This is a genomic window from Actinomycetospora straminea (assembly GCF_028737255.1).
In the GTDB taxonomy this organism is placed as follows: Bacteria; Actinomycetota; Actinomycetes; order Mycobacteriales; family Pseudonocardiaceae; genus Actinomycetospora; species Actinomycetospora straminea.
This window is the reverse complement of the sequence record NZ_JAQZAN010000004.1, coordinates 251224-276910: the sequence shown is the minus strand read 5'-3', so window position 1 is coordinate 276910 and position 25687 is coordinate 251224. Positions and strand designations below refer to the sequence as shown.

The window sequence follows — 25687 nt, the reverse complement described above, 5'->3', positions numbered from 1 at the left end:
TCCCGGGCGGCCGGCGAACGAAGGACGCCCTCGCTGCTCCGGGAGCAGCGAGGGCGTCCTCCGCGTCACTGACGCGGTCGCGACGGCGAGTCGGGATCAGACTCCCTGATCACGACCCCGAGCACTGCGGCGGCTCGTGGCCCTCGTTGCCGCCGTTGTCGTGGCCGCCGTTCTCGTGACCCTCGGGCTCGTCCTTGCCACCGTTCTCGTGGCGCTCGTTGCCGCCGTTCTCGTGGCCGCCGTTGTGACCGTTCTCGTGACCCTTGGGCTCGTCCTGGCCACCGTTCTCGTGGCCCTCGTTGCCCCCGTTCTCGCCGCCCTCACCCGGCAGGCCCGGGACGGTCGGCTCCTCGCACGGGTCGGTGCCCGGGACCTCGGGCAGCTCGGGCTCCGTGAGCTCGAAGTCGTAGGTCGTGGTCGGCGTCGTCACGAGGTCGACCGCGGCGTCGAGCCCGGGGTTGCCGCTGCCCTGGTTGATCACGAGCGCATCGACGCGGATGGTCGGGTGCGCGGTGAAGTACGCGGCCAGGGGCTTCGCTCCGCCGAAGGAGCAGTTGCGCTGCTCCTCGCTGATGACCTCCGGGATCGCCCGCGTCGAGCACCACAGGCCTGCTCCGGCCGCGTAGCGGTGCCACTCGCCGGCGGTCGTCGGATCGCCGGGGTTGTTCGCCGGCTCGTAGGTGAGCGTCGAGAAGCCGACGGCGGGGTCGTCCGGAGCGAAGTCGACCACGAGCTGCATGCTCGGGAACTGGATGTCGACGTCCGCCTCGCCCTGGAAAGCGCTGTATGCCGCTCCCGTCCACGCCGAGAGGGGCGTGCCCCCGTCCTCGGTCGTCCGGATCGCGGCCTTGTCGCTGCCGCCGGGCGTGATCAGGCGGAGCGCGGCCTCACCACCGCCCATCGGGGCGCCGAACTCCTCCGACACCTCCGAGGTGCCGGTCGTGGCGGTCCGCGTGAACGGCGCCAGGTCCGGCAGCACGTACGTCGTTCCGACACCCGGGACGGAGGGCGCCCCGGGCAGTTCCGGCAGCGGTGCCGCATTGCCCGCGCCGACCATCGCCGCGGCCCCGCCGCCGACGATCAGGGCCCCGGTGGCCGCGAGTGCGACCATCCCCCGACGTCCGAGTTTCGCCCTGTGAAGACCCATGCGTGTGGTGTCCTTCCGCCCCGTGGATGACGTGGTCGCCGTCGGCCACCACGCACCGAGTAACGAAGCGGACACGGAGGAGTGACGAATTCATTCATCCGCATGGCGTATCAAGATCAGCCGAAGGCACCTCGCGCAGCGGCCGGAACTCCGAGCCGGGCCCACGCACGCGCGAGATCAGCAGGCCGAAAGGCACGCGGACGACGCCCGCCGACGTGCCTATCGGCCTGCTGATCACTCGACCTGCTGATCACCCGACCTCGAGCGAGCCCGCTCAGCCCGCCGCCGGCGGCAGGGCCGCGCCGGTGTCCTTGAGCTCCACGCCCGTGAGCTGCCGGCGGAAGGCCTCGTGCATGAGCGCCGCGAGCACCTCGGCCGCCGCGTCGTAGCCCAGGCCGTCGGGCGGGCGGATGTTGGACACGCAGTTGCGCTCGGAGTCGACGCGCCCGACGCGGGGCTCCCACGTCAGGTACGCGCCCAGCGAGTCGGGCGACGACATGCCGGGCCGCTCGCCGATGAGCACGAGCACCATCCGCGCCCCGAGCGCCGCGGCGATCTCGTCCCCGAGCGCCACGCGCGACTGCAGCGCCACGACGACCGGCGCCACCGACCACCCCTCGAGGCGCGGCAGCAGGGCGTCGACGACGGCGACGGCGTGGTCGGCGACCGCGCGCGCCGAGAGCCCGTCGGCGACCACCACGGCCAGGTCGAACGAATCGGCCTGCAGCCCGTGATCAGGCGCCAACCGCCGCCCCAGGTCGGGACGCTGCAGGTACTCGGTGCGGTCGGCCACCTGCGAGCGCACCACCGGCCCGGCCCGCTCCCCCAGCGCCGCCACGACCGCGTCGACGTCGAGCGCCGTGTGCACGGCGTCGCGGGCCTGGGCGTGGGCGGCGGCGAGGCGGAGGTTCTCGGCGGTCGACAGCCCGTCGCCCGCGCGGCCGAGCCCGACGCGCGCCCGGGTCGCGGCGCGCAACGTCTCCCACGGATCGGGACCGCTCACGCCATCAACGCCCGGATCGGCTCGGGCACGAGCTGCGGCACGCGGCCACGGTCGTCGAGCAGCCCCACCGACGCCAGCCACGCCTCGAACTCCGGCGCCGGGCGCAGGCCGAGCGTCTGCCGGACCTGCAGCACGTCCTGGAACGACAGCGACTGGTAGTTGAGCATGATGTCGTCGCCACCCGGCACGGTGATGACGAACCCGCACCCCGCCGCCCCGAGCGTCAGCAGCAGCGTGTCGGTGTCGTCGGCGTCGGCCTCGGCGTGGTTGGTGTAGCAGACGTCGACGCCCATCGGGACGCCGAGCAGCTTGCCGCAGAGGTGGTCCTCCAGGCCGGCGCGCAGGATCTGCTTGCCGTCGTAGAGGTACTCCGGCCCGATGAACCCGACGACCGTGTTGACCAGCAACGGGTCGAACGCTCGGCACACCGCGTAGGCGCGGGCCTCGAGGGTCTGCTCGTCGACCCCGTGGTGCGCGTCCGCCGAGAGCGCTGAACCCTGGCCCGTCTCGAAGTAGGTCACGTTCGAGCCCACGGTGCCCCGGCCCAGCGCGAGCGCGCCCTCCCGCGCCTCGCGCAGCTGGTCGAGCGTGACCCCGAAGCCCCGGTTGGCGGCCTGCGTGCCGGCCACCGACTGGAACACCAGGTCCACCGGCGCCCCCTGCTCGAGCAGCTCGAGCGTCGTCGTGACGTGGGTGAGCACGCACGACTGGATGGGGGCGTCGAGGCGCCGGCGGGCGTCGTCGACGAGCTCGAGCAGCGCGAGCACGGTCGACGGGCGGTCGGTGGCCGGGTTGATGCCGACGACCGCGTCCCCGGCGCCGTGCAGCAGCCCGTCGACGAGCGAGGCGGTGATGCCGACGGCGTCGTCGGTCGGGTGGTTGGGCTGCAGCCGCGTCGCGAGCCGCCCCTCCAGCCCGATCGTGGTCCGCAGGCCCGTGACCACGCGGGTCTTGCGGGCGACGGCGACGAGGTCGCCGACCCGCATGAGCTTGCTCGTCGCCGCCACCATCTCCGGCGTGAGACCGGGGGCCAGCGCGGTGAGCGCCGCGGTGTCGGCCTCCCACGAGAGCAGCCAGTCCCGGAACCCGCCGACGGTCAGCGAGCGCACCGGGGCGAAGGCCTCGGCGTCGTGCGAGTCGATGATCAACCGGGTGACGTCGTCGTCCTCGTAGGGCACGACGGCCTCGTCGAGGAAGTGCGCGAGCGGCACGTCGGCGAGCACGGTCTGGGCCGCGACGCGCTCGGCGGCGGACTCCGCGGCCACCCCGGCGAGCACGTCGCCCGAGCGCAGCGGGGTGGCCTTGGCGAGGAGGTCGCGCAGGTCGGCGAAGGAGTAGGAGTGCCCGCCGAGGGTGGTGGACCAGCTCATTCCAGCTCCTCCTCCGCCTTCGCCAGCGCCGCGAACTCCTCGTCGGGCGCGGCCGCGACCAGGTGGTGACGCGAGTACAGCCCGAAGTAGGCCATGAGGACGGCGAACGCGCCCAGCGCGCAGAGGGCGGCGACGACGTCGACGAGGAACGTCGCCACCACCGCGGCGAGGGCGAGCACGAGCGCGATGCCGGTGGTGACCCGCCCGCCCGGGGTCCGGTAGGGCCGGGGCAGGTCGGGGTGGCGGGCGCGCAGGACCTGGTGGGCGACCATCACCAGCACGTACGACAGCGTCGCCCCGAACACCGCGAGGTTGATGAGGATGTCGCCGTTGCCGGTGGCGGCGAGGACGAAGCCGATGAGCGCCGGGATGACCAGCGCCAGCGTCGGGGCCTTGCGGGCGTTCGTCTTGGACAGCACGCGGGGCAGGTAGCCGGCGCGGGAGAGCGCGAACGTCTGCCGCGAGTACGCGTAGATGATCGAGAAGAAGCTCGCGACGAGCCCGAGCAGGCCGATGTAGTTGACGGTGGTCGAGAGCCACGACGGCCCGCCGAGGCCGGTCTCCAGGGCGCTGACCAGCGGGTTCTCGCTCTCGGACAGCGCCTGCGACCCCTGGGCGCCGGGTGCGAGCAGCAGCACCGCGGCCGCCGCGACCACGAGCACGGCCATCGCGACGATGATCCCGCGCGGCACCGCCCGCACGGGGTCGCGGGCCTCCTCCGCCGCGAGCGGGACGCCCTCGACGGCGAGGAAGAACCAGATCGCGAACGGGAAGCTCGCCCACACCCCGACCAGGCCGAACGGCAGGAACGGCGACGCGCCGGCCGCGTCGGTGACCGGGATGTCGAACAGGTTGGCGGCGTCGAACGACAGGACGCCGCCGACCGCGAAGAGCACCAGACCGACCAGCGCGATCGCGGCGATGACGAAGCAGGCCTTGAGCGCCTCGCCGACGCCGAGCAGGTGCACGCCGACGAAGATCACGTAGCAGGCGAGGTAGACCCACCAGCCGTCGGTGATCCCGAACAGGCCGAGCGACTCGACGTAGCCGCCGATGAAGGTCGCGATCGCCGCGGGGGCGACGGCGTACTCGAGGAGGATCGCCGCGCCCGTGGCGAAGCCGCCCCAGGGCCCCATGGCGACGCGGGCGAAGGTGTAGCCGCCGCCGGCCGCCGGGAGCGCCGAGGACATCTCGGCGAGGCCCAGCACCATGCACGTGTACATCAGGGCCATGAGCACCGCGGCGACCGCGAGGCCGCCCCACCCGCCCTGGGCGAGCCCGAAGTGCCAGCCGGCGTAGTCGCCGGAGATCACGTATGCGACGCCGAGCCCGGCCAGCAGCACCCAGCTCGCCGAGCCCGCCCGCAGCTGGCGGGCGGCGAGGTAGTCGCTGCTCCCGGTGCCCGTCGCCGGGGTCGAACCGACCTGTTCCGCCATCCGCGTCCCCTTCCCCTCGCCCCCGGAGCGCACAGCGTGAGGCAGGTGTGAAGTCCGTGGGTGACGATCGGGTGACGATCGCCGACCAGCGGTCCCGTACGGCACGCTGTCGCCCGTGGACGAGAGCGCCCCGCTGCGGGTCGGGTCGGCGCTGCCCGACCCACCGTTCGAGCTGGACGGCACGGTGGACACGGCCGGCACGGACGGCGCCGTCGGCTTCGATCCGGCCGTCATGCAGGAGGTGGCACGGCGCCTGGGGCGGGAGTACGTGCTCGTGCGCTACGAGGCCGACGACTTCGACGGCATCTTCGCCGGCCTCGAGCGCGACGAGTACGACGTCGTGGCCTCCGGGGCGACGATCACCCCGCACCGCCGGACGCTGGCCCGGTTCTGCCGCCCGCACGTGCGCTCCGGCCAGAGCCTCGTCGTCGACCGGCGTCACCACCCCGACGCCCACGGCGTCGACGACCTCGCGGGCGGCACGGTCGGGGTGCAGCGCGGCAACACCTCCGAGCCGGTGGCCGAGGAGCTCGCGCGCACGGGCCGGATCGCGGCCGTGCGGCACTACGCCTACCACGACATCCTCACCGCGCTGGACGACGTCGCCGCCGGGCGGATCGACGGCTTCATGAAGCTCGAGCCGGTCATGCGCTGGCTCACCCGCGACCGCCCGGACCTCGCCGTCGTCCAGACCGGCATCACGCAGGAGGAGATCGGCGTGGCCGTGCGCCGCGACGACGGCGCGCTGGCCGACCGGATCGACGGCGTCCTCGACGAGCTGCGCGGTGACGGCACCCTCGCCCGCCTCGGCCGGCAGTGGCTCGGGACCGACGCCCCCGGCACCACCACCGCGGTGCTGTCGTGAGCCGCCTCGTCCACCTGTGGACCGAGGACGGGCAGTCCCGGTTCCGGGTGGACACGGGGCTCCCGGAGACGAGCGGCGCCCGGCGCGTCCACGCCCAGGAGTCGCCGGCGGGCAGCGCCCTGGACTGGCACGACGCCCCGTGCCGGCAGTACGTCATCACGCTGACCGGCACCCTGCGGTTCACCACCCGGGACGGCAGCAGCTTCGTGCTCGGGCCGGGCGACGTCCTCCTGGCCGACGACACCGCCGGCGGCGGCCACCGCTGGGAGCTGATCGACGACCAGCCCTGGCGCCGGGTGTACGTCGAGCTCGCCGACGGACCCGGCTGACCCTCACACGTTCGTCGAGTCGGCCCGGGGACGGGCGGCGGCGTGCCGGTCGTCCGCACCAGCGTCGTCGAGCCCGCGGTGGCTGGTCTCGCCGGCGGCCAGCACGCATCCCACGGTGAGCAGGCAGCACGCGGCGATGACGACCGACACCAGCACCGGGCTGCCGGTGCCCTGCAGGACGCCGGCGAAGATGACCGGGCCGAGGCCCGCGCCGATCCCGGCGATCTGGTAGCCCAGCGAGGCGCCGGTGTAGCGGGCGCGCGTGGAGAACAGCTCGGTGTAGAGCGCGGCCAGCGGGCCGTACATCGCCGCGTGCACCACGCCCTGACCGACGACGACGCCGAGCACGAGCAGGGCGGCGGACCCGGAGTCGACCAACGGGAACAGCAGGAAGGCCCACACCGTCATCGCCAGCGCCCCGACGAGCACGACGGGCCGGCGCCCGACGCGGTCCGACAGCGCCGCGAAGCCGATGATCCCGAACACCGCGGTGATCGAGGAGATCGTGAGCGCGTTGAGCACGGTCTGCCGGGCGAACCCGGCCTGCACGGCGTAGGCGATGACGAAGGTCGTGAGCACGCCCTGCGCGACGAACGCGCCGAAGCCGATGCCGATCGAGAGGACGAGGTTGCGCGGGCGGCGCAGCACCTCGACCAGCGGGGGCCTCGAGGGCGCCCCGGACTGCGCGCGGGTGAACACCGGCGTCTCCTCGACGCGGGCACGGACGAACAGGCCCACCGCGAGCAGCACCGCGCTGAGCAGGAACGGGACGCGCCAGCCCCAGGCCAGGAAGCCCTGTTCCCCCGCGACCGCCGCGGCCCCGGCGAGCGCGGCGGTGGAGAGCACCATGCCGCTGGGAGCGCCGGCGTTGGTGAAGCTCGCCCACAGGCCCCGCCGCGAGGTCGCGTGCTCCGCGGACATCAGCACCGCGCCGCCCCACTCGCCGCCGACCGCGACACCCTGCAGCACGCGGAGCAGCACCAGCAGGATCGGTGCCCACACGCCGATCTGGGCGTAGGTGGGCAGCACGCCGATGAGGACGCTGACGACGCCCATGAGCGTCATCGTCACGACCAGCATCTTCTTGCGCCCGACGCGGTCGCCGAAGTGCCCGAAGAGCACGCCTCCGAGGGGCCGCGCGAGGTAGCCGGTGGCGAGCGTCCCGAAGCTCGCGACGGTGCCGACCAGCGGGTCGAGCGTCGAGAAGAAGACCTTCGCGAACACGACCGCCGACGCCGTCGCGTAGAGCAGGAAGTCGTAGTACTCGATGACGCTGCCCAGGTAGCTGGACAGCACCGCCCGCCGGAGCTGGGTCCGCGAGCGGGCGTCGGCCTCGGCCACGCCGGACCTCCTCGTCGTGTGGTCGGGGTCACGGGATGTCCGAGCCAATGTAGGCAGCTGACCAACGACCGTCAACGATCTGCCCAACATCATGACGCTACGCTCCGGCGCGTGTCCGAGGCGCAGCACGAGGTCGACGTCGAAGCCGGGGTGCCCGACGCCGAGCCGGACCTCGACGCGCCCCGCCCCCAGGCGATCCTGCTGACCTTCCTCGGCGGCTACCTGCTCGGCCGCGGCGTGCACGTGGCCACGAGCAGCCTCGTCGACGTCCTCGGCCGCGCCGGGGTCTCCGAGCACGCGACCCGCTCGACGGTCAGCCGCATGGCGCGCCGCGACCAGATCCACCGCGTGCGCCGCGGCCGGCAGGTCTACGTCGGCCCGACGCCCGTCACCCGCGAGGTCCTGCGCGACGGCGACGCCCGGATCTGGCGCACCGACGTCGTCAACACCCACTGGGACGGGTCGTGGACGCTGCTGTCGTTCTCGCTGCCCGAGGCCTGGGCCCGCGAGCGGCACCTGCTGCGTGCGCGCCTGTCCTGGGCCGGGTTCGGGCCGTTGCAGGGCGGGCTGTGGATCGCGCCGGGGGACGTCGACGTGCGGGCGCTCGCCGAGGGCCTCGGCCTGGACGGGCGGCTGCGCGCGTTCGGGGCGCGGGCGCTGGACGGGACCGACGTCGACGCGCTGGTCCGCGACGCCTGGGACCTGCCGGCGCTCGCCGCGCGCTACCAAGCGTTCCGGGCCCGCTGGGGCGACCCGGCGACGCGCCCGCACCTGCCCGACCCGCTCGCGGCGCAGCTCGTGCTGCAGACCGACTGGCTCCAGGCGATCCGCCGCGACCCCCGGCTGCCCCGGCGCCACCTGCCGCTCGACTGGCCCGCCGAGCCCGCCCACGCCCTCTTCCGCGACCTGTACACGACCTTCGAGCCCGGCGCCCGCGCCGGCGCCGCCGCCCTCGACGTCATCCCCGACGAGGAGGCGACCGACCGGCCCATGTGAGTACTTTTCACGGCTACAGCCGTGAAAAGCACTCACATGAGGTTGGTGCGGCAGCGGTTGAGCAGGGTGCGCAGGGCGGCGCGGTCGTCGGGGGCGAGGCCGGTGACCATGCGCTCCTCGACGTCCGCGGCGCCGGGTTCGACGCGGGCGAGCAGCGCGCGGCCCTCGTCGGAGAGCCCGATGAGCACGCGGCGCCCGTGGGTGGGGTCGGGGGTGCGGGTGATCCAGTGCCCGCGCTCGAGGGCGGCGAGCAGGTCGCCCATCGCCTGCGGGCTCACGAACGCGTTGCGGGCGAGCTCCGCGCCGGTCTGCCCCTCACGGCGGGCGAGGACGGTCAGGGCGGTCCACTGCGGCACCGTCACGCCGGTGCCGCGCAGCAGGTCGTCGAGACGCGCCCGCACCGCGAGCTCGACCTGCTTGACCGCGTAGAGCAGCGACGGTCCCGAGGCCGACTCCCCCCGCTCGCCCGGTGCCGCCACCGTCGCCCCCCATCCACTTCCGCTCGCGCGGGACGCGTTCTAGTATCAAGATTCCTGATACTTCGAGGAGTCTGCCATGAGCGCGACGCCGCGCGCTGCCCTCGTCCCCGGATTGGGGACGTGGCCGGCCCGCCGGGCGCGGGCCGCCGCGCACCGCCCGGCGCTCGTCGGCCCCGACCGGACGCTGACCTACGGCGAGCTCGCCGCGCGCGTCGACCGCCTCGCCGCGGACCTGCGCGCCCGGGGCGTCGGGCCCGGCGACCGGGTCGCCCAGGTCGGCGTCAACGCCGTGAGCGTGCTCGAGACCTTCTTCGCGGTCTGGCGCCTCGGCGCGATCGTCGTTCCCCTCAACCACCGTCTCGCCCCCGCCGAGATCGCCTACATGCTCGCCGACTCCGGCGCCGCGCTCCTCGTCGCCGGCGAGGACGCCGCGGCGCTCGTGGCGGCGGCCGCCCCGTCCTGCCCGGTGACCTGGACCGACACCGGCTTCGAGGATGTCGCGAGCCGCGGCCCCGCGCTCGACGACGCGCCCGACGTCGGCCCCGAGAGCCCCGCGATCCTCCTCTACACCTCGGGCACCACCGGGCGCCCGAAGGCCGCGGTCCTCAGCCACGGCAACCTCACCTGGAACACGATCAACCAGCTCGCGGACACCGACGTCACGAGCACCGACCGCGCCCTGTGCATCGCGCCGCTGTTCCACTGCGTGGGCCTCGGCCAGATCACCCTGCCGACCCTGCTCAAGGGCGGGTCGGTCGAACCGCTCCCCCGCTTCGACCCGGGCGCCGTGCTCGCCCGCATCGGCGCCGCGGGCATCACGAGCTTCTCCGCGGTGCCGACGATGCTGCAGATGATGGTCGAGGACCCGGGCTGGGAGGCCGCGGAGCTCGGCACGCTGCACACGGTGCTCTACGGCGGCTCGCCCGTGCAGGAGCGCGTCGCCCGCGCCTGGCTCGAGCGCGGCGTGCGCCTGCAGCAGGGCTACGGGATGACCGAGGCGTCGCCGGGCGTGTGCATGGTGCCCCGCGAGGGCGACCCCGGCCGCCCCGTCTCGGTCGGCGTCCCGCACTTCTTCACCGACACCGCGATGCTGCGCGACGGCGTCCGCGACGACCTGGCCGGCGAGCCCGCCGAGCTGCTCGTCCGCGGCCCGCACGTCTTCGGCGGCTACTGGGAGCGCCCCGCCGAGTCCGCGGCCGCGTTCGTCGACGGCGACTGGTTCCGCACCGGCGACGTCCTGCGCGTCGACGACGACGGCTGGGCCGACGTGGTCGACCGGGTCAAGGACGTCATCATCTCCGGCGGCGAGAACGTCTACCCCGCGGAGGTCGAGGCCGTCCTCGTCCGGCGCGACGAGGTCGCCGACGCCGCCGTCGTGGGGGTGCCCGACGAGCGCTGGGGCGAGGTCGGCGCCGCCTACGTGCAGCTGCGCCCGGGCCGGGAGCTCGACGAGGAGGCGCTGCGCGCCCACCTCGAGGCGCACCTGGCGCGCTACAAGATCCCGAAGTACCTGGTCGCCGTCGACGCGCTGCCCCGCAACGCGACCGGCAAGATCCGTCGTGTGGAGCTGCGGGGGCGTGCGGTCCCCGCCGCGGGAGGAGTCCGATGAACGATTCCCAGGTCGCGTCCCTGCTGCCCCGGTCCCTGAGCCTCCACCGCGACGGGCCGGTCGCCGTCCTGCGGCTCGCCCGGCCCGCCAAGCGCAACGCGCTCGACGACACCACCGTGCGCGGCCTCGAGACGTTCTTCACCGCGCCGCCGGCCGACGTGCGCGCCGTGGTCCTCGACGCCGAGGGCGACCACTTCTGCGCGGGCCTCGACCTCGCCGAGCTCGGCGCCACCGACGCCGTCACCGGGGTCGAGCACTCCCGGTTCTGGCACCGCGTCTTCGACCGCATCGAGCACGGCCGCCTGCCGGTCGTCACCGTGCTCAAGGGCGCCGTCGTCGGTGGCGGGCTGGAGCTCGCGGCGGCCACCCACATCCGCGTCGCCGAGCCCAGCGCGTTCTTCGCGCTGCCCGAGGGCCGGCACGGCCTGTTCGTCGGCGGCGGCGGGTCGGTGCGCATCCCCAAGCTCATCGGGGTGCCGCGGATGACCGACATGATGCTCACCGGCCGCGTCCTCGACGCCGAGGAGGCGCTCGCCCTCGGCGTCGCCACCTACCGGACCGAGCCGGGCGGCGGCTTCGCGAAGGCCCTCGAGCTGGCCCACCGCGTCGCCGAGAACCCGCCGGTCAGCACGTTCGCCGTCCTGCAGGCCCTGCCCCGCATCGCCGCCGCCCGCGACGAGGAGGGCTACCTCATGGAGGCGCTCATGGCCGCGATCTCCTCGAGCAGCAGCGAGGCCCAGGACCGCATGACGGCCTTCCTCGCCGGCCGCGCCGGGAAGGTCCGCTGATGGCGCCCCCGACTCCGCCGCCCGAGGGCACCGTCACCGCCCGCTTCGTCGCGTACCTCGCGAGCGAGCGGGGGCTGCGGTTCGACGACTACGCCGCCCTGCACCACTGGTCGGTCACCGACCTCGACGGCTTCTGGTCCGCGGTCGCCGACTTCTTCGGCGTGCGCTTCCACGACGCCCCGGCCGCCGTGCTTGCGCAGCGGGAGATGCCGGGCGCGCAGTGGTTCCCGGGCGCCACGCTGAACTACGCCGAGCAGGCCCTGGCGCACGACGGCGTCGACCCCGACGGCCCGGCCCTCCTCGCCCACTCCCAGACTCGCGACGACCGGACCTGGACGTGGGCCGAGCTGCGCGACGGCGTGGCCCGGGCCCGCGCGGGCCTCCAGCGCCTCGGGGTCCGCCGCGGCGACCGGGTCGTCGCCTACGCCCCGAACATCCCCGAGACCGTCGTCGCCCACCTCGCCGCGGCGAGCCTGGGCGCGGTGTGGGCCTCGTGCGCGCCCGAGTTCGGGGCGCGCAGCGTGGTCGACCGGTTCGCGCAGATCGAGCCGGCGGTCCTGCTCGCGGTCGGCGGCTACGTCTACGGCGACAAGCCCATCGACCGCACCGACGAGGTCGCGACCGTCCGCGCCGCGCTGCCGACCGTGCGCCACGTCGTCGCGATCCCCTACGGCCCCGGCTCGGTGCCGGACGCGACGCCGTGGGACGAGCTCGTCGGCACCCCCGCCGAGCCCGCCTACGACGCGGTCCCGTTCGACCACCCGCTCGTGGTGCTCTTCTCCTCGGGCACCACCGGCCCGCCGAAGGCGATCGTCCACGGGCACGGCGGCATCACCGTCGAGCACCTCAAGAACCACGGCCTCGCGTGGGACGTGCAGCCCGGCGATCGGATGCTCTGGTTCACGACGACCGCCTGGATGATGTGGAACGCGCTGGTCAGCGGCCTGCTGCACCGCGCGACGCTGATCCTCGTCGACGGCAATCCGCTGCACCCCGACGTGTCCTGGCAGTGGCGGCTGGCCGCGCGGGCCGGGGCGACGCACTTCGGCGCCTCCCCCGGCTTCCTCATGGCGTGCCGAGCCCAGGGCGTCCACCCCGCGCGCGAGAACGATCTCGGGCCCCTGCGCCAGGTCTGCGTGGCCGGCAGCCCGCTGCCGCCCGAGGGCTACCGCTGGGTCGCCGAGGAGTTCGGCCCCGACGTCCTGCTGCTCGTCGGCAGCGGCGGCACCGACGTCTGCACCGGCATCGTCCAGGGCGGGCCGTGGCAGGAGGTGGTCGAGGGCGAGATCTCCGGCCCGGAGCTCGGGGTCGACGCGGCCGCCTTCGACCCGGACGGCCACGAGGTCGTCGGCGAGCGCGGCGAGCTCGTCATCCGCGCGCCGATGCCGTCGATGCCGCTCTGCTTCTGGAACGACCCCGACGGCTCGCGGCTGCGCGCGGCCTACTTCGACACCTACCCCGGCGTCTGGCGCCACGGCGACTGGGTGCGGTTCGCCCCGTCGGGCTCGGTCGTCGTCTCCGGGCGCTCCGACGCGACGCTCAACCGCGGCGGCGTGCGGCTCGGGACCGCGGAGTTCTACGCCGTCGTCGAGGAGATGCCCGAGGTCGCCGACAGCCTCGTCGTGCACCTCGAGGACCCGGCCGGCGGCCCGGGCGAGCTGCTGCTGTTCGTGGTGCCGGCGCCCGGGCAGCAGGTCGACGACGCGCTCGTCGCCCGGGTCCGCGCCGAGCTGCGCTCCGCGCTCTCGCCCCGCCACGTCCCCGACCACGTCCACGCGATCCCCGCCGTGCCGCGCACCCGCACCGGCAAGAAGCTCGAGGTGCCCGCCAAGCGGATCCTGCTCGGCGCCGACCCCGACGCCGTCGCCTCCCGCGACTCGCTGGCCGACGCCTCCGCGCTGGACGCGTTCGTCCCGCTGGCGCGGTCATGAGGGTCGCGGTCGTCGGGACCGGCGTCATCGGCGTGAGCTGGGCGCGCCTGTTCCTCGCCCACGGCCACGAGGTCGTCGCCACCGACCCCGCGACGGGTGCCGCGGAACGGCTCCCCGACGGCGTGGCCTTCACCCCCGACCCCGCCGAGGCCGTCGACGGCGCCGACTTCGTCCAGGAGAACGGCCCCGAGCGCCTGGAGCTCAAGCACACCCTGCTCGCGACGCTCGACGCCGCGACCCGCCCCGAGGTCGTCATCGCCAGCAGCTCGTCGATGCTGCGGCCCACCGACCTCGCCCGCGGGGTGCCCGGCCACCCCGAGCGGGTGCTCGTCGGGCACCCGTTCAACCCGCCGCACCTCGTGCCGCTCGTCGAGGTCGTGCCCGGGGAGGCGACGTCCGAGGCCGCCGTCGACGCCGCGATGGCGTTCTACGCGGGCGTGGGGCGCACGCCGCTGCGCCTGCGCGCCGAGCTCCCCGGCCACCTCGCCAACCGGCTCCAGGCCGCCCTGTGGCGCGAGGCGTACTCGCTGGTCGAGCGCGGGGTGGCGACGGTCGCCGACGTCGACACCGCCATCACCGAGGGTCCCGGGCTGCGCTGGGCCGCCGTCGGGCCGATCACCGGCCAGCACCTCTCCGGTGGGCCCGGCGGCCTCGGGCACGTCCTCGAGCACCTGCACCCCGGCACCGAGGCGCTCTGGGGCGACCTCGGCAGCCCGACCATGACCCCGGAGCTCGCCGACCGCCTCGTCACGCAGGTCACCGAGGCCGTCGAGGGCACCGACCCCGACACCCTGCTCGCCCGGCGCGACGCCGTCATCCGGGCCGTCCTGACCGCGAGGGAGAGCCGATGAACATCGAGGACCTCACCGCCATCGACGTCCACACCCACGTCGAGCAGGACGCCCACGGCTGCTTCGCCCTGACCGACGAGCTGCTCGACGCCTCGGCGGCCTACTTCCGCAGCGACCAGGACCGCACGCCGACCGTCGAGGCGATCGCCGCGCACTACCGCGAGCGGTCGATGGCCGCGGTCGTGTTCACCGTCGACGCCCCCGCGCAGACCGGGCACCCGCCGCTGTCGAGCGAGGAGATCGTCGAGCGGGCGTCGGCGTTCCCCGACGTGCTCATCCCGTTCGGCTCCGTCGACCCGCACGGCGGGCGGGCGTCGGTCGCGCGCGTCCGGCGGCTGGTCGAGCAGGGGGCGCGCGGCTTCAAGTTCCACCCCACGCTGCAGGGCTTCGAGCCCAACGACCGTGTCTTCTACCCGCTCTACGAGGCGATCGCCGAGGCCGGCGTGCCCGCGCTCTTCCACACCGGCCAGACGGGCATCGGCGCGGGCCTGCCCGGCGGCGCGGGGCTCAAGCTGCGCTACTCGGACCCGATGCTGCTCGACGACGTCGCCGCGGACTTCCCGTCGCTGACCATGATCTTCGCCCACCCCTCGGTGCCGTGGCAGGACGCGGCGATCTCGATCGCGGGGCACAAGGCGAACGTCTACATCGACCTCTCGGGCTGGTCGCCGAAGTACTTCCCGCCGCAGCTGGTCCGCGCGGCGTCGCGGCAGCTGCGCGACAAGGTGCTGTTCGGCTCCGACTTCCCGGTGATCACGCCCGACCGCTGGCTGCGGGACTTCGCCGAGCTGGACATCCGGGACGACGTGCGCCCGGCGATCCTCAAGGACAACGCGGCCCGGGTGCTGGGGCTGGCCTGACCTGGCGTCCGGGAGCCCCGCTGTTCCACCCCGCGCCCACGACGGCGCTGCTGACGCCCGACCCGCAGCGCGCGGCCGTCACCGTGGGCTGATCAGGAGCCGGACAGCGCCCGGTCGACCGCGGCCGCGGCGCCGTCGAGCGCGATGGCGGTCTGGCTGCCGTCGGCGAGGTCCTTGAGCTGGATCTCGCCGGCCTCGAGGTCGCGGTCCCCGAGCACGAGCGCGTAGCGGGCCCCGGAGCGGTCGGCGGCCTTCATCGCGCCCTTGAGCCCGCGGTTGCCGTAGGCGAGGTCCGCGCGGATGCCGGCGCGCCGGAGCGCCCCGACGATGCCGATCAGGCGCTCCTTCGCCGACTCCCCCAGCGGCACCCCGAACACCTCGACCCGGCCGGCGGCCTCGTGGCCGGCCTCCTCGGCGCGGCACGCGAGCAGGGCCCGGTCGACACCGAGACCGAAGCCGACGCCCGACAGGGCCGGCCCGCCGAGCTCGGCCATGAGCCCGTCGTAGCGCCCGCCGCCGCCGATGCCCGACTGCGAGCCCAGGCCGTCGTGGACGAACTCGAAGGTCGTCTTCGTGTAGTAGTCGAGCCCGCGCACCATCCACGGGTTCTCGACGTACGCGACGCCCAGGTCGTCGAGGTACCGCTTCACCGCGGCGTGGTGCGCGGCCGCCTCGTCGGAGAGGTGGTCGACCATGAGCGGGGCACCCTCGAGCTGGGCGCGGACCTCGGGGCGCTTGTCGTCGAGCACCCGCAGCGGGTTGATGCGGGCGCGCTCGCGGGTGGGCTCGTCGAGGTCGAGCTTCTCGAGGAAGCGGGTCAGCTCGGCGCGGTACTGCGGGCGGGTCGTGGCGTCGCCGAGGCTCGTGATCTCGAGGCGGTAGCCGCGCAGGCCCAGCGCGCGGAATCCGGCGTCGGCGACGGCGAGGACCTCGGCGTCGAGGGCCGGGTCGTCGACGCCGATGGCCTCGACGCCCACCTGCTGGAGCTGGCGGAACCGCCCGGCCTGCGGGCGCTCGTAGCGGAAGAACGGCCCGGCGTAGCGCAGCTTGACCGGCAGCCCGCCCTTGTCGAGGCCGTGCTCGATCACCGACCGGACGACGCCGGCGGTGCCCTCGGGGCGCAGGGTCACCGAGCGGCCGCCGCGGTCGTCGAACGAGTACATCTCCTTCGACACGACGTCGGTCGACTCGCCCACGCCGCGGGCGTAGAGCGCGGTGTCCTCGAAGACGGGCAGCTCGATGTGGGCGTAGCCGGCGCGGTCGGCCTCGCGGACGAGCGTGTCGCGGACGGCGGTGAACTCGGGACCGACGTACTCCGGGATGCCCTTGGGCGCGGCGAAGCCGCCGGGCGGGACCTGCGCGCTCACAGGTGACGCCCGGGCGCGCTCGTCAGGCCCTGCACGAACGGGTTGGAGGTGCGCTCCTGGCCGACGGTGGTCATCGGGCCGTGGCCGGGCAGCACCGCGGTCTCGTCGGGCAGCGAGAGGATCTTGTCGCGCAGCGACGCCATCATCTCCTCGCTGTTCCCGCCGGGCAGGTCGGTGCGCCCGATGCTTCCCTGGAAGAGCGTGTCGCCGGCCAGCAGGAACGGCTGGCCCTCCTCGGTGGCCGACCGGAACACCACCGAGCCCCGGGTGTGGCCGGGCGTGTGGTCGACGGTGAGGCGCAGCCCGGCGAGCTCCAGCTCGGCGCCGTCGGCGAGGACCTCCACCGAGCGCGGCTCGCGGAACTCCAGGCCCGGGTACATCGCCGCGATCTGCTGCCCCATCGGCCCGACCGAGCCGAGCGGGTCGGCGAGCATGTGCCGGTCCTCGGGGTGGATCCAGGCGGGGATGTCGTCACCGTCGCAGACGGGCGTGACCGACCACATGTGGTCCATGTGCCCGTGGGTCAGCAGCACCGCGACCGGGGTCAGCCGGTGGCGCGCGAGCACCTCGCGCAGCCCCTCCTCGGCGTCCTGGCCCGGGTCGACGACCACCGCGGACTCCCCGGGGCCGGGCGCGACCACGAAGCAGTTGGTCTGGAACACCCCGGCCGCGAAGGCCTCGACCAGCACGTCCTCGTCCTCCTCCACGGATTCCTCGACCCGACCAGCCTAGTCGAGACCCTCACGGGGACCGCCCGGCGCGGTTCCTACGATGTCCGCCGTGCCGACGAACGAGCAGCGCCGGAAGGCCGCCAAGCGCAAGCTGGAACGCCAGATCGAACGGCGGGCCGAGCGGGCCAAGCGCCGTCGTCAGCGCCTGACGCTGATCTCCGTGGTGGCGGTGGTGGCCGTCGTCGCCGTCGCGGCGGGCGTGTACTTCCTGGTCTCGGGCCCGAGCGAGCCCGAGCCCGTCGCCGCCCCGGCGTGCCGGTACAACCCGTCGGAGCCCGCGGCGAAGCCCAACACCCCGCCGGACCCGAACCCGCCGGCCACCGGGACGGTCGACGTGACCCTGCAGACCTCGCAGGGCGCGATCCCGCTGACCCTCGACCGCGCGTCGGCCCCCTGCGCGGTGAACGCCGTGGTCAGCCTCGCGTCCCAGGGCTTCTACGACGACACGCCCTGTCCGCGGCTCGTGACCGGCCAGGGCCTGCAGGTGCTCCAGTGCGGCGACCCGACCGGCTCCGGCGCGGGCGGTCCCGGCTACCAGTACGCCGAGGAGCCCCCGCAGGGCCTGCCGCCCTACCCGGGGGCCGAGGGCCAGGCCTCGACGTACGCGCGCGGCCTCGTCGCCATGGCCAAGAGCTCCCAGCCCGGCTCGACCGGCAGCCAGTTCTTCCTCGTCTACGGCGACTCGGCGCTGCCGCCGGAGTACTCGGTCATCGGGCGGATCGCGAGCGAGGGGCTCGCCGTCCTCGACCGCGTCGGCGCGGGCGGCGACGACGGCTCCAACCAGGCGGGCGGCGGCGCCCCGACCATCCCGGTGCAGATCCAGCGCGCCGTCGTGGCGGCCCCGCCCGCGCCGTAGACCGGCAGCGTCCCGGCAGCGTCCTGACAGTGCGGGGCGCCACCGTCGGGTCATCGCGCCGGACCACCCGGCGCGGGACCCGACGGGAGGACCCGCCATGCCCACGTTCCCCGGCTCCGCCGGCTCCGTCTTCCACGACCGCTGGTCACCGCAGGCCCCGGTCCGCGGCACGGTCGTGCTGCTGCACGGCTACGGCGAGCACCTCGGTCTCTACGACGCCCTGGCGCGGCGGCTCACGGCGCAGGGGCAGGCCGTGTACGCCCTCGACGCGGTCGGCCACGGGCGCAGCGAGGGCGAGCGTGCGCTCATCGCGTCGTGGGACCTGCTGGTCGACGACGCCCGGACCCTCGCGGGGATCGCCCGCGCCGACCACCCGCAGGTGCCGCTGACGCTGGTCGGCCACTCGGGTGGTGCCCTGGCGGCCCTGCTGCTCGCGCTCCGGTCGCCCGAGGTCGCCGACGCGGTGGTGATGTCCGCGCCACCGGCGATCGCCCAGGAGTGGATCCCCGAGTGGCTCGCGCTCGGTGAGGCGGAGCTCCCCGTCGAGGACCCGCGGGAAATGCTGAGCACGCACCCCGAGTACGTGGACGCCCTGCTCCACGACCCGCTGACCCACCACGGGGGGTTCCGGCGGGAGACGCTGCAGGCGGTCACGGACACCTGGCCCGAGGTCGCCGACGGGCTGGCCGGTCGGCGCCCCGGGGTGCCGGTGCTGCTGGTGCACGGCGAGGCGGACCCGGTCGTGCCGGTGGAGCACGCCCGGCTGATCGCCGACCAGCTGCCCGACGCCCGGGTGGTGACGTTCCCCGGCGACCTCCACGACGTCCTCAACGAGCACGACCGCGACGCCGTGCACGAGGCCGTGGCGGCGTTCGTGGACGAGGTGGCGGTGGTCCGGGCATAGGTTCGGGCGTAGGCCCGGGCGTGGGTCCGGTTCGTCCAAGACGCCCGATCCCCCCGGGTCCTACCGTCGGTCCATGACGACGACGGACACGACCGCGCAGGAGCTGATCGCCCTCGCCGACGCCTGGAGCGAGGCGATCGTCTCCGACGACGCCGACCGCATCGCCGGGTACATGGACGACGACTGGGTCATCGTCTCGTGGTCGGGGGTGACGACCCGCGCGGACTTCCTCTCGTACGTCCGCTCCGGCGTCCTCGGGCACACGCGCATGGAGGGCGTCGGCGAGCGGCGGGTGCGGGTGCACGGCGACACCGCGGTGCTGACCGTGCGGGTCCTGTCCACCGCGCAGTACGGCGGGCAGGACATCCCCGCCGACGAGTGGACGACCGACGTGTTCGTGCGGCGCTCCGACGGCTGGCGGTGCGTGCTGACGCACATCACCCCGGTCCAGGACGGCTGAGCCGCGAGCGAACGGGGAGTTCGCGCGCGTAGAGGCAGCGAACAGCACGTTCGCTGCGATCACCTCAGCCGGCGGGGCTCAGCGGGACCGCGTTGGGGTGCAGGGGGGCGGGGAGGTCCGTCGCGCCGTCGGGGTCGAGGTAGCGGTCGACCGCGGCGGCGGCGGACCGGCCCTCGGCGATGGCCCAGACGATCAGCGAGGCGCCGCGGTGGGCGTCGCCGCAGACGAACACGCCGGGCGCGTCGGTCTGCCAGTCCGAACCGCAGCCGATCGAGCCCTTCGGCGTCCGCTCGATCCCGAGGCCCGGGATGAGCGCCATGTCGTCGGGGCCGGTGAAGCCGATGGAGAACAGCACGAGGTCGCACGGCATCTCGTGCACCTCCTCGCTGGTCGGCACGACCTCGCGGCGCCCCTCGGCGTCCCGGCGGACCTCCACCGACGACAGCTCGACCGCCCGCACGTGCCCGCGGTCGTCGCCCACGAAGCGGCGCACGGCCGTCGCGAACAGGCGCTCGCCGCCCTCCTCGAGGGCCGGCGGGGTGCGGAACACGTAGGGCCAGGTCGGCCACGGCGAGGTGGAGTCCTGGCGCGTGCGCGGCGGCGGCGGGTACTGGTCGAGCTGGTGCACGGCGATCGCGCCCTGCCGGGTGGCGGTGCCGTAGCAGTCGGCGCCGGTGTCGCCGCCACCGATGATCACGACGTTCTGGCCGCGCGCGTTGATCGGCGAGGGGCCGTCGCCCTCGCGCTCGCGGTTGGCGGGCACCAGGTACTCCATCGCGAGGTGGATGCCCTCGAGGTCGCGGCCCTCGATCGTCCGGTCGTCGCGCCCGGCCAGCGCCCCGACGGCGAGCACCACGGCGTCGTGCTCGGCGCGCAGCCGCTCGACGGGCAGGGCGGCCGGGCCCTCGCCCCCGACCTCGCAGTTCGTCACGAACCGGGTGCCCTCGGCGCGCATCTGGTCGAGGCGTCGGTCGACCTCCCACTTCTCGAACTTGAACTCGGGGATGCCGTAGCGCATGAGCCCGCCGAGGCGGTCGTCGCGCTCGTAGACGGTGACGTCGTGCCCGGCGCGCGTGAGCTGCTGGGCGGCGGCGAGCCCGGCCGGTCCCGAGCCCACGACGGCGACCCGCTTGCCGGTGCTGATCGCGGGCGGCTGCGGCGTGACGTGCCCGTCGACCCAACCGTTCTCGGCGATCGACCACTCGACCCGCTTGATCGCCACGGCGCCCGGCTGGCTCGTGATCGACAGCACGCACGCCGCCTCGCACGGCGCCGGGCACAGGGCGCCGGTGAACTCCGGGAAGTTGTTGGTCGCGTGCAGCCGCTCGGTGGCGCGCGCCCACTCCCCGCGCCGGACGTGGTCGTTCCACTCCGGGATGAGGTTGCCGAGCGGGCAGCCCGCGCCGCCGGAGTGGCAGAACGGGATGCCGCAGTCCATGCAGCGCGCGGCCTGGGTCTGCGTGCCCTCCTTGACCTCCGGGTCGGTCAGCGAGGCGTAGAGCTCGTGCCAGTCGGTGCGGCGCTGCCCGACCGGTCGCTTGGGGTTGTCCTGCCGCTCGTACTTGAGGAACCCGCGCGGGTCAGCCACCGGCCGCCACCTCCATGATCACCTCGTCGGGGTCGCGCCCCTCGGCCTGGGCGCGCTGCGTCGCGTCGAGGACGCGACGGAAGTCGTCGGGCATGACCCGCGTGAACCGGCGGACGGTGTCGTCCCAGTCGGCCAGCAGGGCCGCCGCCTGCGGCGAACCGGTGAGCTCCCGGTGGCGCACGACCACCCCGTGCAGCCAGTCGGCGTCCTCGTCGTCGACCGCGTCGAGCGAGACCATCTCGGTGTTCACCCGCCCCTCGGGCAGGTCGAGCACGTAGGCGATGCCGCCGGACATCCCGGCCCCGAGGTTGCGGCCGGTGGCGCCGAGCACGACGACCCGGCCGCCGGTCATGTACTCGCAGGCGTGGTCGCCGGTGCCCTCGACGACCGCGAGGGCGCCGGAGTTGCGCACGCAGAACCGCTCGCCGACCTGCCCGCGCAGGAACACCTCGCCGCCGGTCGCGCCGTAGGCGATGACGTTGCCGGCGATGACGTGGTGCTCGTCGCGCTCCAGGGCATCGGCGCGCCCGGCGAACGGGGCCCGGACGTCGGGCCGCACGATCACCCGACCGCCCGAGAGGCCCTTGGCGAGGTAGTCGTTGGCGTCGCCGACGAGGTCGAGCGTCATGCCGGGCGGCAGGAACGCGCCGAACGACTGGCCCGCCGACCCGTGCAGCTCGACGTGGATCGTGTCGTCGGGCAGCCCCTCGCGGCCCCAGCGACGGGTCACCTCGGCGCCGGTCAGCGTGCCCACGGTGCGGTTGACGTTGCGGACCGGCATCTCCAGACGCACCGGCGACGCGTCGGCCAGCGCGCCCTCGGCGAGCTGCATCAGCGTGCGGTCGAGCGCCCGGTCCAGGCCGTGGTCCTGGTCGCGGGTGCGGATGCGGTCGGTCGGGGCGCCCTCGGGCACGTCGGGCACGGTGAACAGCGGCGTCAGGTCGATGCCGCGCGCCTTCCAGTTGTCGATGGCCTCCCGGCCGTCGATCAGCTCCGCGTGCCCGATGGCCTCGTCGAGCGACCGGAAGCCCAGCTCGGCGAGGTGCTCGCGGACCTCCTCGGCGACGAACCAGAAGAAGTTCTCGACGAACTCCGGCTTGCCGGTGTAGCGCTTGCGCAGCTCGGGGTTCTGGGTGGCGACGCCGACCGGGCAGGTGTCGAGGTGACAGACCCGCATCATGATGCAGCCGTTGACGATCAACGGGGCCGTCGAGAAGCCGTACTCCTCGGCGCCGAGCAGGGCGCCGATGACGACGTCGCGCCCGGTCTTCATCTGGCCGTCGACCTGCACGGTGATCCGGTCGCGCAGGCCGTTGAGCATCAGCGTCTGCTGGGTGTCGGCCAGGCCGATCTCCCAGGGCGCGCCGGCGTGCTTGAGCGAGGTCAGCGGCGCGGCGCCCGTCCCGCCCTCCCACCCGGAGATGAGCACGACGTCGCTGTGCGCCTTCGCCACCCCGGCCGCCACGGTCCCGACGCCCACCGAGGACACCAGCTTCACGTGGATGCGGGCGTGCTCGTTGGCGTTCTTGAGGTCGTGGATGAGCTGCTTGAGGTCCTCGATGGAGTAGATGTCGTGGTGCGGCGGCGGTGAGATCAGGCCGACGCCCGGCGTCGAGTACCGCACCTCGGCGATCCACGGGTAGACCTTCTGGCCGGCGAGCTGGCCGCCCTCCCCCGGCTTGGCGCCCTGCGCCATCTTGATCTGGATGTCGGTGGCGTTGACCAGGTATTCGCTGGTCACGCCGAAGCGCCCCGACGCGACCTGCTTGATCGACGACCGTTTCGACGGGTCGTAGAGGCGGACGGGGTCCTCGCCGCCCTCGCCGGTGTTCGACTTGCCGCCGATGTTGTTCATGGCGATCGCGAGGTCGGTGTGCGCCTCGGCGGAGATCGACCCGTAGGACATCGCGCCGGTGGCGAACCGCTTGACGATCTCGGTCGCCGGCTCGACCTCGTCGAGCAGGACCGGCGTGCGCTCCTCGGTCTTCAGCCGGAACATCCCGCGCAGGGCGCCGCCGGACTCGATGAGGCGGTTGACCTCGGCCGTGTACTTCTTGAACACGTCCCACTGCTTGGTGCGCGTGGAGTGCTGCAGCAGGAACACGGTCTCCGGGCTGAACAGGTGCAGCTCGCCCTCGCGGCGGTAGGCGTACTCGCCGCCGACCTCGAGCTTGCGGTGCTTGCGCTCCCCCGGGTTGTCCGGGTACGCGCGGCGGTGGCGCTCGGCGGCCTCGCGGGCGACGAGGTCCAGCCCGCCGCCGCCGAGCTTCGACGACGTGCCCCAGAAGAACTCGTCGACGAACTCCTGCGACAGCCCGAGCGCCTCGAACGCCTGCGCCGCGGTGTAGCCCGAGACCGTGGAGATGCCCATCTTGGACATCACCTTGCGCACGCCCTTGACCAGCGCGCCGATGAAGTTCCGGACGGCCTGCTCGCACTCGACGCCCTGCAGCCACCCGTTGTTGATCATGTCTTCGATCGACTCGAAGGCCAGGTACGGGTTGACCGCCGCCGCGCCGTAGCCGAGCAGCAGCGCGACGTGGTGCACCTCGCGGGCGTCGCCGCACTCGGCGACCAGCGCCACCTGGGTGCGCTCCCGGGTGGCGACGAGGTGGTGGTGCACCGCCGAGACCAGCAGCAGCGCGGGGATCGGCGCCCACTGCGCGTCGGAGTCGCGGTCGGAGAGCACGAGGATGCGCTTGCCGGCGGCGATGGCCTCGGACGACTCGCGGCGCACGCGGTCCAGCGCCGCGCGCAGGGCCTCCTCGCCGCCGTCGACCTCGTAGAGGCCGCTGATGACGGTGGCGGCGAAGCCGGGCATGTCGCCGTCGTCGTTGATGTGGATGAGCTTGGCGAGCTCGTCGTTGTCGATCACCGGGTCGGGCAGCACGACCTGGCGGCACGACGCCGGCCCCGGGTGGAAGAGGTTCTGCTCGGGGCCGATGGCGCGCGCCATCGAGGTCACGAGCTCCTCGCGGATGGCGTCCAGGGGCGGGTTCGTGACCTGGGCGAACAGCTGGACGAAGTAGTCGTAGAGCATCCGCGCCCGCGACGAGAGGGCCGCGGTGGGCGTGTCGGTGCCCATCGAGCCCAGCGGCTCGGCGCCCGTCGTCGCCATCGGCGCGAGGAGGACGCGCTGCTCCTCCTCGGTGTAGCCGAATGTCTGCTGGCGGCGCATCACCGACTCGTGGGTGTGCACGACGTGCTCGCGTGCCGGCAGCTCGTCGAGCCGGATGAGCCCCGCGTGCAGCCACTCGCCGTACGGCGCCTCGGCGGCGAGCGCGCTCTTGTAGGCGTCGTCGTCGACGATCTCCCCGGCGCGCGTGTCGACGAGGAACATCCGCCCGGGCCGCAGCCGCCCCTTGGCCAGCACGTGCTCCGGCTCGACCTCGAGGACGCCGGACTCGCTGGCGAGCACGACGCGGTCGTCGTCGAGGTGCCACCACCGCGCCGGACGCAGGCCGTTGCGGTCGAGGGTGGCGCCCATCAGCGTGCCGTCGGTGAACACCACGGCGGCCGGGCCGTCCCACGGCTCCATGAGGGTGGCGTGGAACCGGTAGAAGTCGCGCTGGTCGACGGGCATCTCGGCGTGGTTCTCCCACGCCTCGGGGATCATCATCATCACCGCGTGGGGCATGGCGCGTCCGCCGAGCACGAGGAGCTCGAGCACCTCGTCGAGGCTCGCCGAGTCCGACACGTCCTCCGGGGACACCGGCATCGCGCGCTGCAGGTCGCCCGGGAAGAGGTCGGTGCCGAGCAGCGCCTCGCGGGCCCGCATGCGGTTGCGGTTCCCGCGGATCGTGTTGATCTCGCCGTTGTGCGCCATGCACCGGTAGGGGTGCGCCAGCGGCCAGCTCGGGAAGGTGTTCGTCGAGAACCGGCTGTGGACGACGGCGATGGCGCTGACCAGCCGCTCGTCGCGCAGGTCGGGGAAGAACAGGGGCAGCTGGTCGGTGGTCAGCATGCCCTTGTAGGTCATGGTGCGGCTCGAGAGCGACGCGATGTAGACCCCGCAGCCCTCCTCCCGCGACTGGCGCTCCACGCGCTTGCGCAGGATCCAGGCGAGGCGGTCGAGCGCGATCCCGCTCGCCGACCGGTCGGGCGTCGCCACGACGAGCTGCGCGAAGTGCGGCATCGCCCCGCGCGCCACCGACCCGACGTCGGCGCCGTCGGGGTCGACGGGCAGGTCGCGCCAGCCGAGGACGTCGAGCCCCTCCTCCGCGGCGATGCGCTCGAGCAGCGACACCGCCTTGACCCGGTCGTCCGCATCGGCGGGCAGGAACGCGAGCCCGGTGGCGTAGGCGAGCACCGGAGCGCCGCCGTCGGGCGAGGGCTGGGGCTCGGGCAGGTCGAAGTCGACCGAGGCCCGCACCAGCGCGTCGGGGACCTGGATCATGATCCCGGCGCCGTCGCCGCTGGTCGGCTCGCTGCCGGCCGCGCCGCGGTGGTCGAGGTTGTGCAGCACCGTCAGGGCGTCGCGCACGATGTCGTGGCTCGCCACGCCACGGGCGTGCGCGACCGCGCCGACGCCGCAGGCGTCGTGCTCGTGGGCGGGGTCGTAGAGCCCTTGCCGACCCGGTGTCGATGCGCCCGGCAGTGCCGCCATCGGTGCCTCCTCGTCGTCACGGGACGGGTGGTGGGTGACCCGGGGACGACGGTGGCCCAGGACGGGTGCGCAGCGGGTCCGTGGAGGTCCCGGAGAATTCGACGGTGGTCGAGCAGGGGACGGCCACGGACCGGCGGCGCGGGACCCCGACGTCCTGCGCAGTGCGCGCT

The 25687-nt window shown here is 74.2% G+C and carries 21 protein-coding genes; 11 read left to right on the top strand and 10 right to left on the bottom strand.

Features of this window, described 5'->3' with window-relative positions; all coding sequences use genetic code 11:
- Window positions 1-109 precede the first annotated feature (109 nt).
- The 4 genes from PH190_RS08710 to eat form a co-directional block, all read right to left on the bottom strand.
- Complete coding sequence (locus PH190_RS08710; RefSeq protein WP_274231096.1) at window positions 110-1111, bottom strand: hypothetical protein; 1002 nt, start codon at window positions 1109-1111, stop codon at window positions 110-112.
- Between the two features lie 310 nt (window positions 1112-1421).
- Complete coding sequence (eutC, locus tag PH190_RS08705; protein ID WP_274231095.1) at window positions 1422-2150, bottom strand: ethanolamine ammonia-lyase subunit EutC; 729 nt, start codon at window positions 2148-2150, stop codon at window positions 1422-1424.
- A complete protein-coding gene (locus tag PH190_RS08700) occupies window positions 2147-3520 on the bottom strand; it encodes an ethanolamine ammonia-lyase subunit EutB (protein WP_274231094.1) in 1374 nt (457 codons plus the stop codon). Before PH190_RS08700 ends, eutC begins: the two co-directional genes overlap by 4 nt.
- Complete coding sequence (eat, locus tag PH190_RS08695; protein WP_274231093.1) at window positions 3517-4956, bottom strand: ethanolamine permease; 1440 nt, start codon at window positions 4954-4956, stop codon at window positions 3517-3519. Before eat ends, PH190_RS08700 begins: the two co-directional genes overlap by 4 nt.
- 115 nt (window positions 4957-5071) lie before the next feature.
- On the opposite strand from eat, the gene PH190_RS08690 reads away from it, so the two are divergent.
- Entirely contained in the window at window positions 5072-5821 is a 750-nt protein-coding gene (locus PH190_RS08690; RefSeq protein WP_274231092.1) for an ABC transporter substrate-binding protein, read from the top strand.
- Window positions 5818-6150: a cupin domain-containing protein gene (locus PH190_RS08685; RefSeq protein ID WP_274231091.1), complete on the top strand. Its 333-nt coding sequence runs from the start codon at window positions 5818-5820 to the stop codon at window positions 6148-6150. Before PH190_RS08690 ends, PH190_RS08685 begins: the two co-directional genes overlap by 4 nt.
- 3 nt (window positions 6151-6153) lie before the next feature.
- Here the strand turns inward: PH190_RS08685 and PH190_RS08680 are convergent, their stop codons facing one another.
- Complete coding sequence (locus PH190_RS08680; protein WP_274231090.1) at window positions 6154-7491, bottom strand: MFS transporter; 1338 nt, start codon at window positions 7489-7491, stop codon at window positions 6154-6156.
- A 111-nt stretch (window positions 7492-7602) separates the two neighbouring features.
- Here PH190_RS08680 and PH190_RS08675 point away from each other — a divergent pair, with 111 nt between their 5' ends.
- The gene (locus PH190_RS08675; RefSeq protein WP_274231089.1) at window positions 7603-8487 is read left to right on the top strand and encodes a PaaX family transcriptional regulator; all 885 of its coding nucleotides are present in this window, start codon (window positions 7603-7605) and stop codon (window positions 8485-8487) included.
- 32 nt (window positions 8488-8519) lie between these two features.
- Here PH190_RS08675 and PH190_RS08670 read toward each other — a convergent pair whose 3' ends face one another.
- Window positions 8520-8966 carry a MarR family winged helix-turn-helix transcriptional regulator gene (locus PH190_RS08670; protein WP_274231088.1) on the bottom strand — a complete coding sequence of 149 codons (447 nt, stop codon included), beginning with the start codon at window positions 8964-8966 and terminating at the stop codon, window positions 8520-8522.
- A 76-nt stretch (window positions 8967-9042) separates the two neighbouring features.
- Between PH190_RS08670 and PH190_RS08665 the strand changes: the two genes are divergently transcribed.
- From PH190_RS08665 to PH190_RS08645, 5 genes are read left to right on the top strand one after another with little or no spacing between them, the layout of a single operon-like run.
- Window positions 9043-10575 (top strand): acyl-CoA synthetase, encoded by a 1533-nt coding sequence (locus PH190_RS08665; protein WP_274231087.1) that lies wholly within the window; start codon window positions 9043-9045, stop codon window positions 10573-10575.
- Window positions 10572-11363: a crotonase/enoyl-CoA hydratase family protein gene (locus PH190_RS08660; protein WP_274231086.1), complete on the top strand. Its 792-nt coding sequence runs from the start codon at window positions 10572-10574 to the stop codon at window positions 11361-11363. The genes PH190_RS08665 and PH190_RS08660 overlap by 4 nt, the downstream gene beginning before the upstream one ends.
- Window positions 11363-13294 (top strand): acetoacetate--CoA ligase, encoded by a 1932-nt coding sequence (locus PH190_RS08655; protein ID WP_274231085.1) that lies wholly within the window; start codon window positions 11363-11365, stop codon window positions 13292-13294. The genes PH190_RS08660 and PH190_RS08655 overlap by 1 nt, the downstream gene beginning before the upstream one ends.
- Complete coding sequence (locus PH190_RS08650) at window positions 13291-14145, top strand: 3-hydroxyacyl-CoA dehydrogenase NAD-binding domain-containing protein (protein ID WP_274231084.1); 855 nt, start codon at window positions 13291-13293, stop codon at window positions 14143-14145. Before PH190_RS08655 ends, PH190_RS08650 begins: the two co-directional genes overlap by 4 nt.
- Entirely contained in the window at window positions 14142-15005 is an 864-nt protein-coding gene (locus PH190_RS08645; protein ID WP_274231083.1) for an amidohydrolase family protein, read from the top strand. Before PH190_RS08650 ends, PH190_RS08645 begins: the two co-directional genes overlap by 4 nt.
- 92 nt (window positions 15006-15097) lie before the next feature.
- Here the strand turns inward: PH190_RS08645 and hisS are convergent, their stop codons facing one another.
- Entirely contained in the window at window positions 15098-16372 is a 1275-nt protein-coding gene (gene hisS, locus PH190_RS08640) for a histidine--tRNA ligase (protein WP_274231082.1), read from the bottom strand.
- Window positions 16369-17061, bottom strand: coding sequence for an MBL fold metallo-hydrolase (locus PH190_RS08635; protein ID WP_274231154.1), 693 nt, complete (start codon window positions 17059-17061; stop codon window positions 16369-16371). The genes hisS and PH190_RS08635 overlap by 4 nt, the downstream gene beginning before the upstream one ends.
- A gap of 91 nt (window positions 17062-17152) precedes the next feature.
- Here PH190_RS08635 and PH190_RS08630 point away from each other — a divergent pair, with 91 nt between their 5' ends.
- The 3 genes from PH190_RS08630 (at window position 17153) to PH190_RS08620 (ending at window position 19323) form a co-directional block, all read left to right on the top strand.
- On the top strand, window positions 17153-17959 hold the full coding sequence (locus PH190_RS08630; RefSeq protein WP_274231081.1) for a peptidylprolyl isomerase: 807 nt from the start codon (window positions 17153-17155) through the stop codon (window positions 17957-17959).
- A 97-nt stretch (window positions 17960-18056) separates the two neighbouring features.
- The gene (locus PH190_RS08625; RefSeq protein WP_274231080.1) at window positions 18057-18863 is read left to right on the top strand and encodes an alpha/beta fold hydrolase; all 807 of its coding nucleotides are present in this window, start codon (window positions 18057-18059) and stop codon (window positions 18861-18863) included.
- Between the two features lie 73 nt (window positions 18864-18936).
- Window positions 18937-19323: a nuclear transport factor 2 family protein gene (locus tag PH190_RS08620; RefSeq protein WP_274231079.1), complete on the top strand. Its 387-nt coding sequence runs from the start codon at window positions 18937-18939 to the stop codon at window positions 19321-19323.
- A 64-nt stretch (window positions 19324-19387) separates the two neighbouring features.
- Here PH190_RS08620 and PH190_RS08615 read toward each other — a convergent pair whose 3' ends face one another.
- Window positions 19388-20911: a glutamate synthase subunit beta gene (locus tag PH190_RS08615; RefSeq protein WP_274231078.1), complete on the bottom strand. Its 1524-nt coding sequence runs from the start codon at window positions 20909-20911 to the stop codon at window positions 19388-19390.
- Window positions 20904-25517: a glutamate synthase large subunit gene (gltB, locus tag PH190_RS08610; RefSeq protein WP_420791604.1), complete on the bottom strand. Its 4614-nt coding sequence runs from the start codon at window positions 25515-25517 to the stop codon at window positions 20904-20906. Before gltB ends, PH190_RS08615 begins: the two co-directional genes overlap by 8 nt.
- Window positions 25518-25687 lie beyond the last annotated feature (170 nt).

What these genes read in the sequence shown, in the direction of transcription:
- PH190_RS08645 (WP_274231083.1), top strand. Translation starts at nt 14,142, where the DNA reads ATGAACATCGAGGACCTCACCGCCATCGACGTCCACACCCACGTCGAG.
- eat (WP_274231093.1), bottom strand. Translation starts at nt 4,956, where the DNA reads ATGGCGGAACAGGTCGGTTCGACCCCGGCGACGGGCACCGGGAGCAGC.
- PH190_RS08660 (WP_274231086.1), top strand. Translation starts at nt 10,572, where the DNA reads ATGAACGATTCCCAGGTCGCGTCCCTGCTGCCCCGGTCCCTGAGCCTC.
- PH190_RS08620 (WP_274231079.1), top strand. Translation starts at nt 18,937, where the DNA reads ATGACGACGACGGACACGACCGCGCAGGAGCTGATCGCCCTCGCCGAC.
- PH190_RS08710 (WP_274231096.1), bottom strand. Translation starts at nt 1,111, where the DNA reads ATGGTCGCACTCGCGGCCACCGGGGCCCTGATCGTCGGCGGCGGGGCC.
- PH190_RS08700 (WP_274231094.1), bottom strand. Translation starts at nt 3,520, where the DNA reads ATGAGCTGGTCCACCACCCTCGGCGGGCACTCCTACTCCTTCGCCGAC.
- PH190_RS08655 (WP_274231085.1), top strand. Translation starts at nt 11,363, where the DNA reads ATGGCGCCCCCGACTCCGCCGCCCGAGGGCACCGTCACCGCCCGCTTC.
- gltB (WP_420791604.1), bottom strand. Translation starts at nt 25,517, where the DNA reads ATGGCGGCACTGCCGGGCGCATCGACACCGGGTCGGCAAGGGCTCTAC.
- PH190_RS08625 (WP_274231080.1), top strand. Translation starts at nt 18,057, where the DNA reads ATGCCCACGTTCCCCGGCTCCGCCGGCTCCGTCTTCCACGACCGCTGG.
- PH190_RS08650 (WP_274231084.1), top strand. Translation starts at nt 13,291, where the DNA reads ATGAGGGTCGCGGTCGTCGGGACCGGCGTCATCGGCGTGAGCTGGGCG.
- PH190_RS08665 (WP_274231087.1), top strand. Translation starts at nt 9,043, where the DNA reads ATGAGCGCGACGCCGCGCGCTGCCCTCGTCCCCGGATTGGGGACGTGG.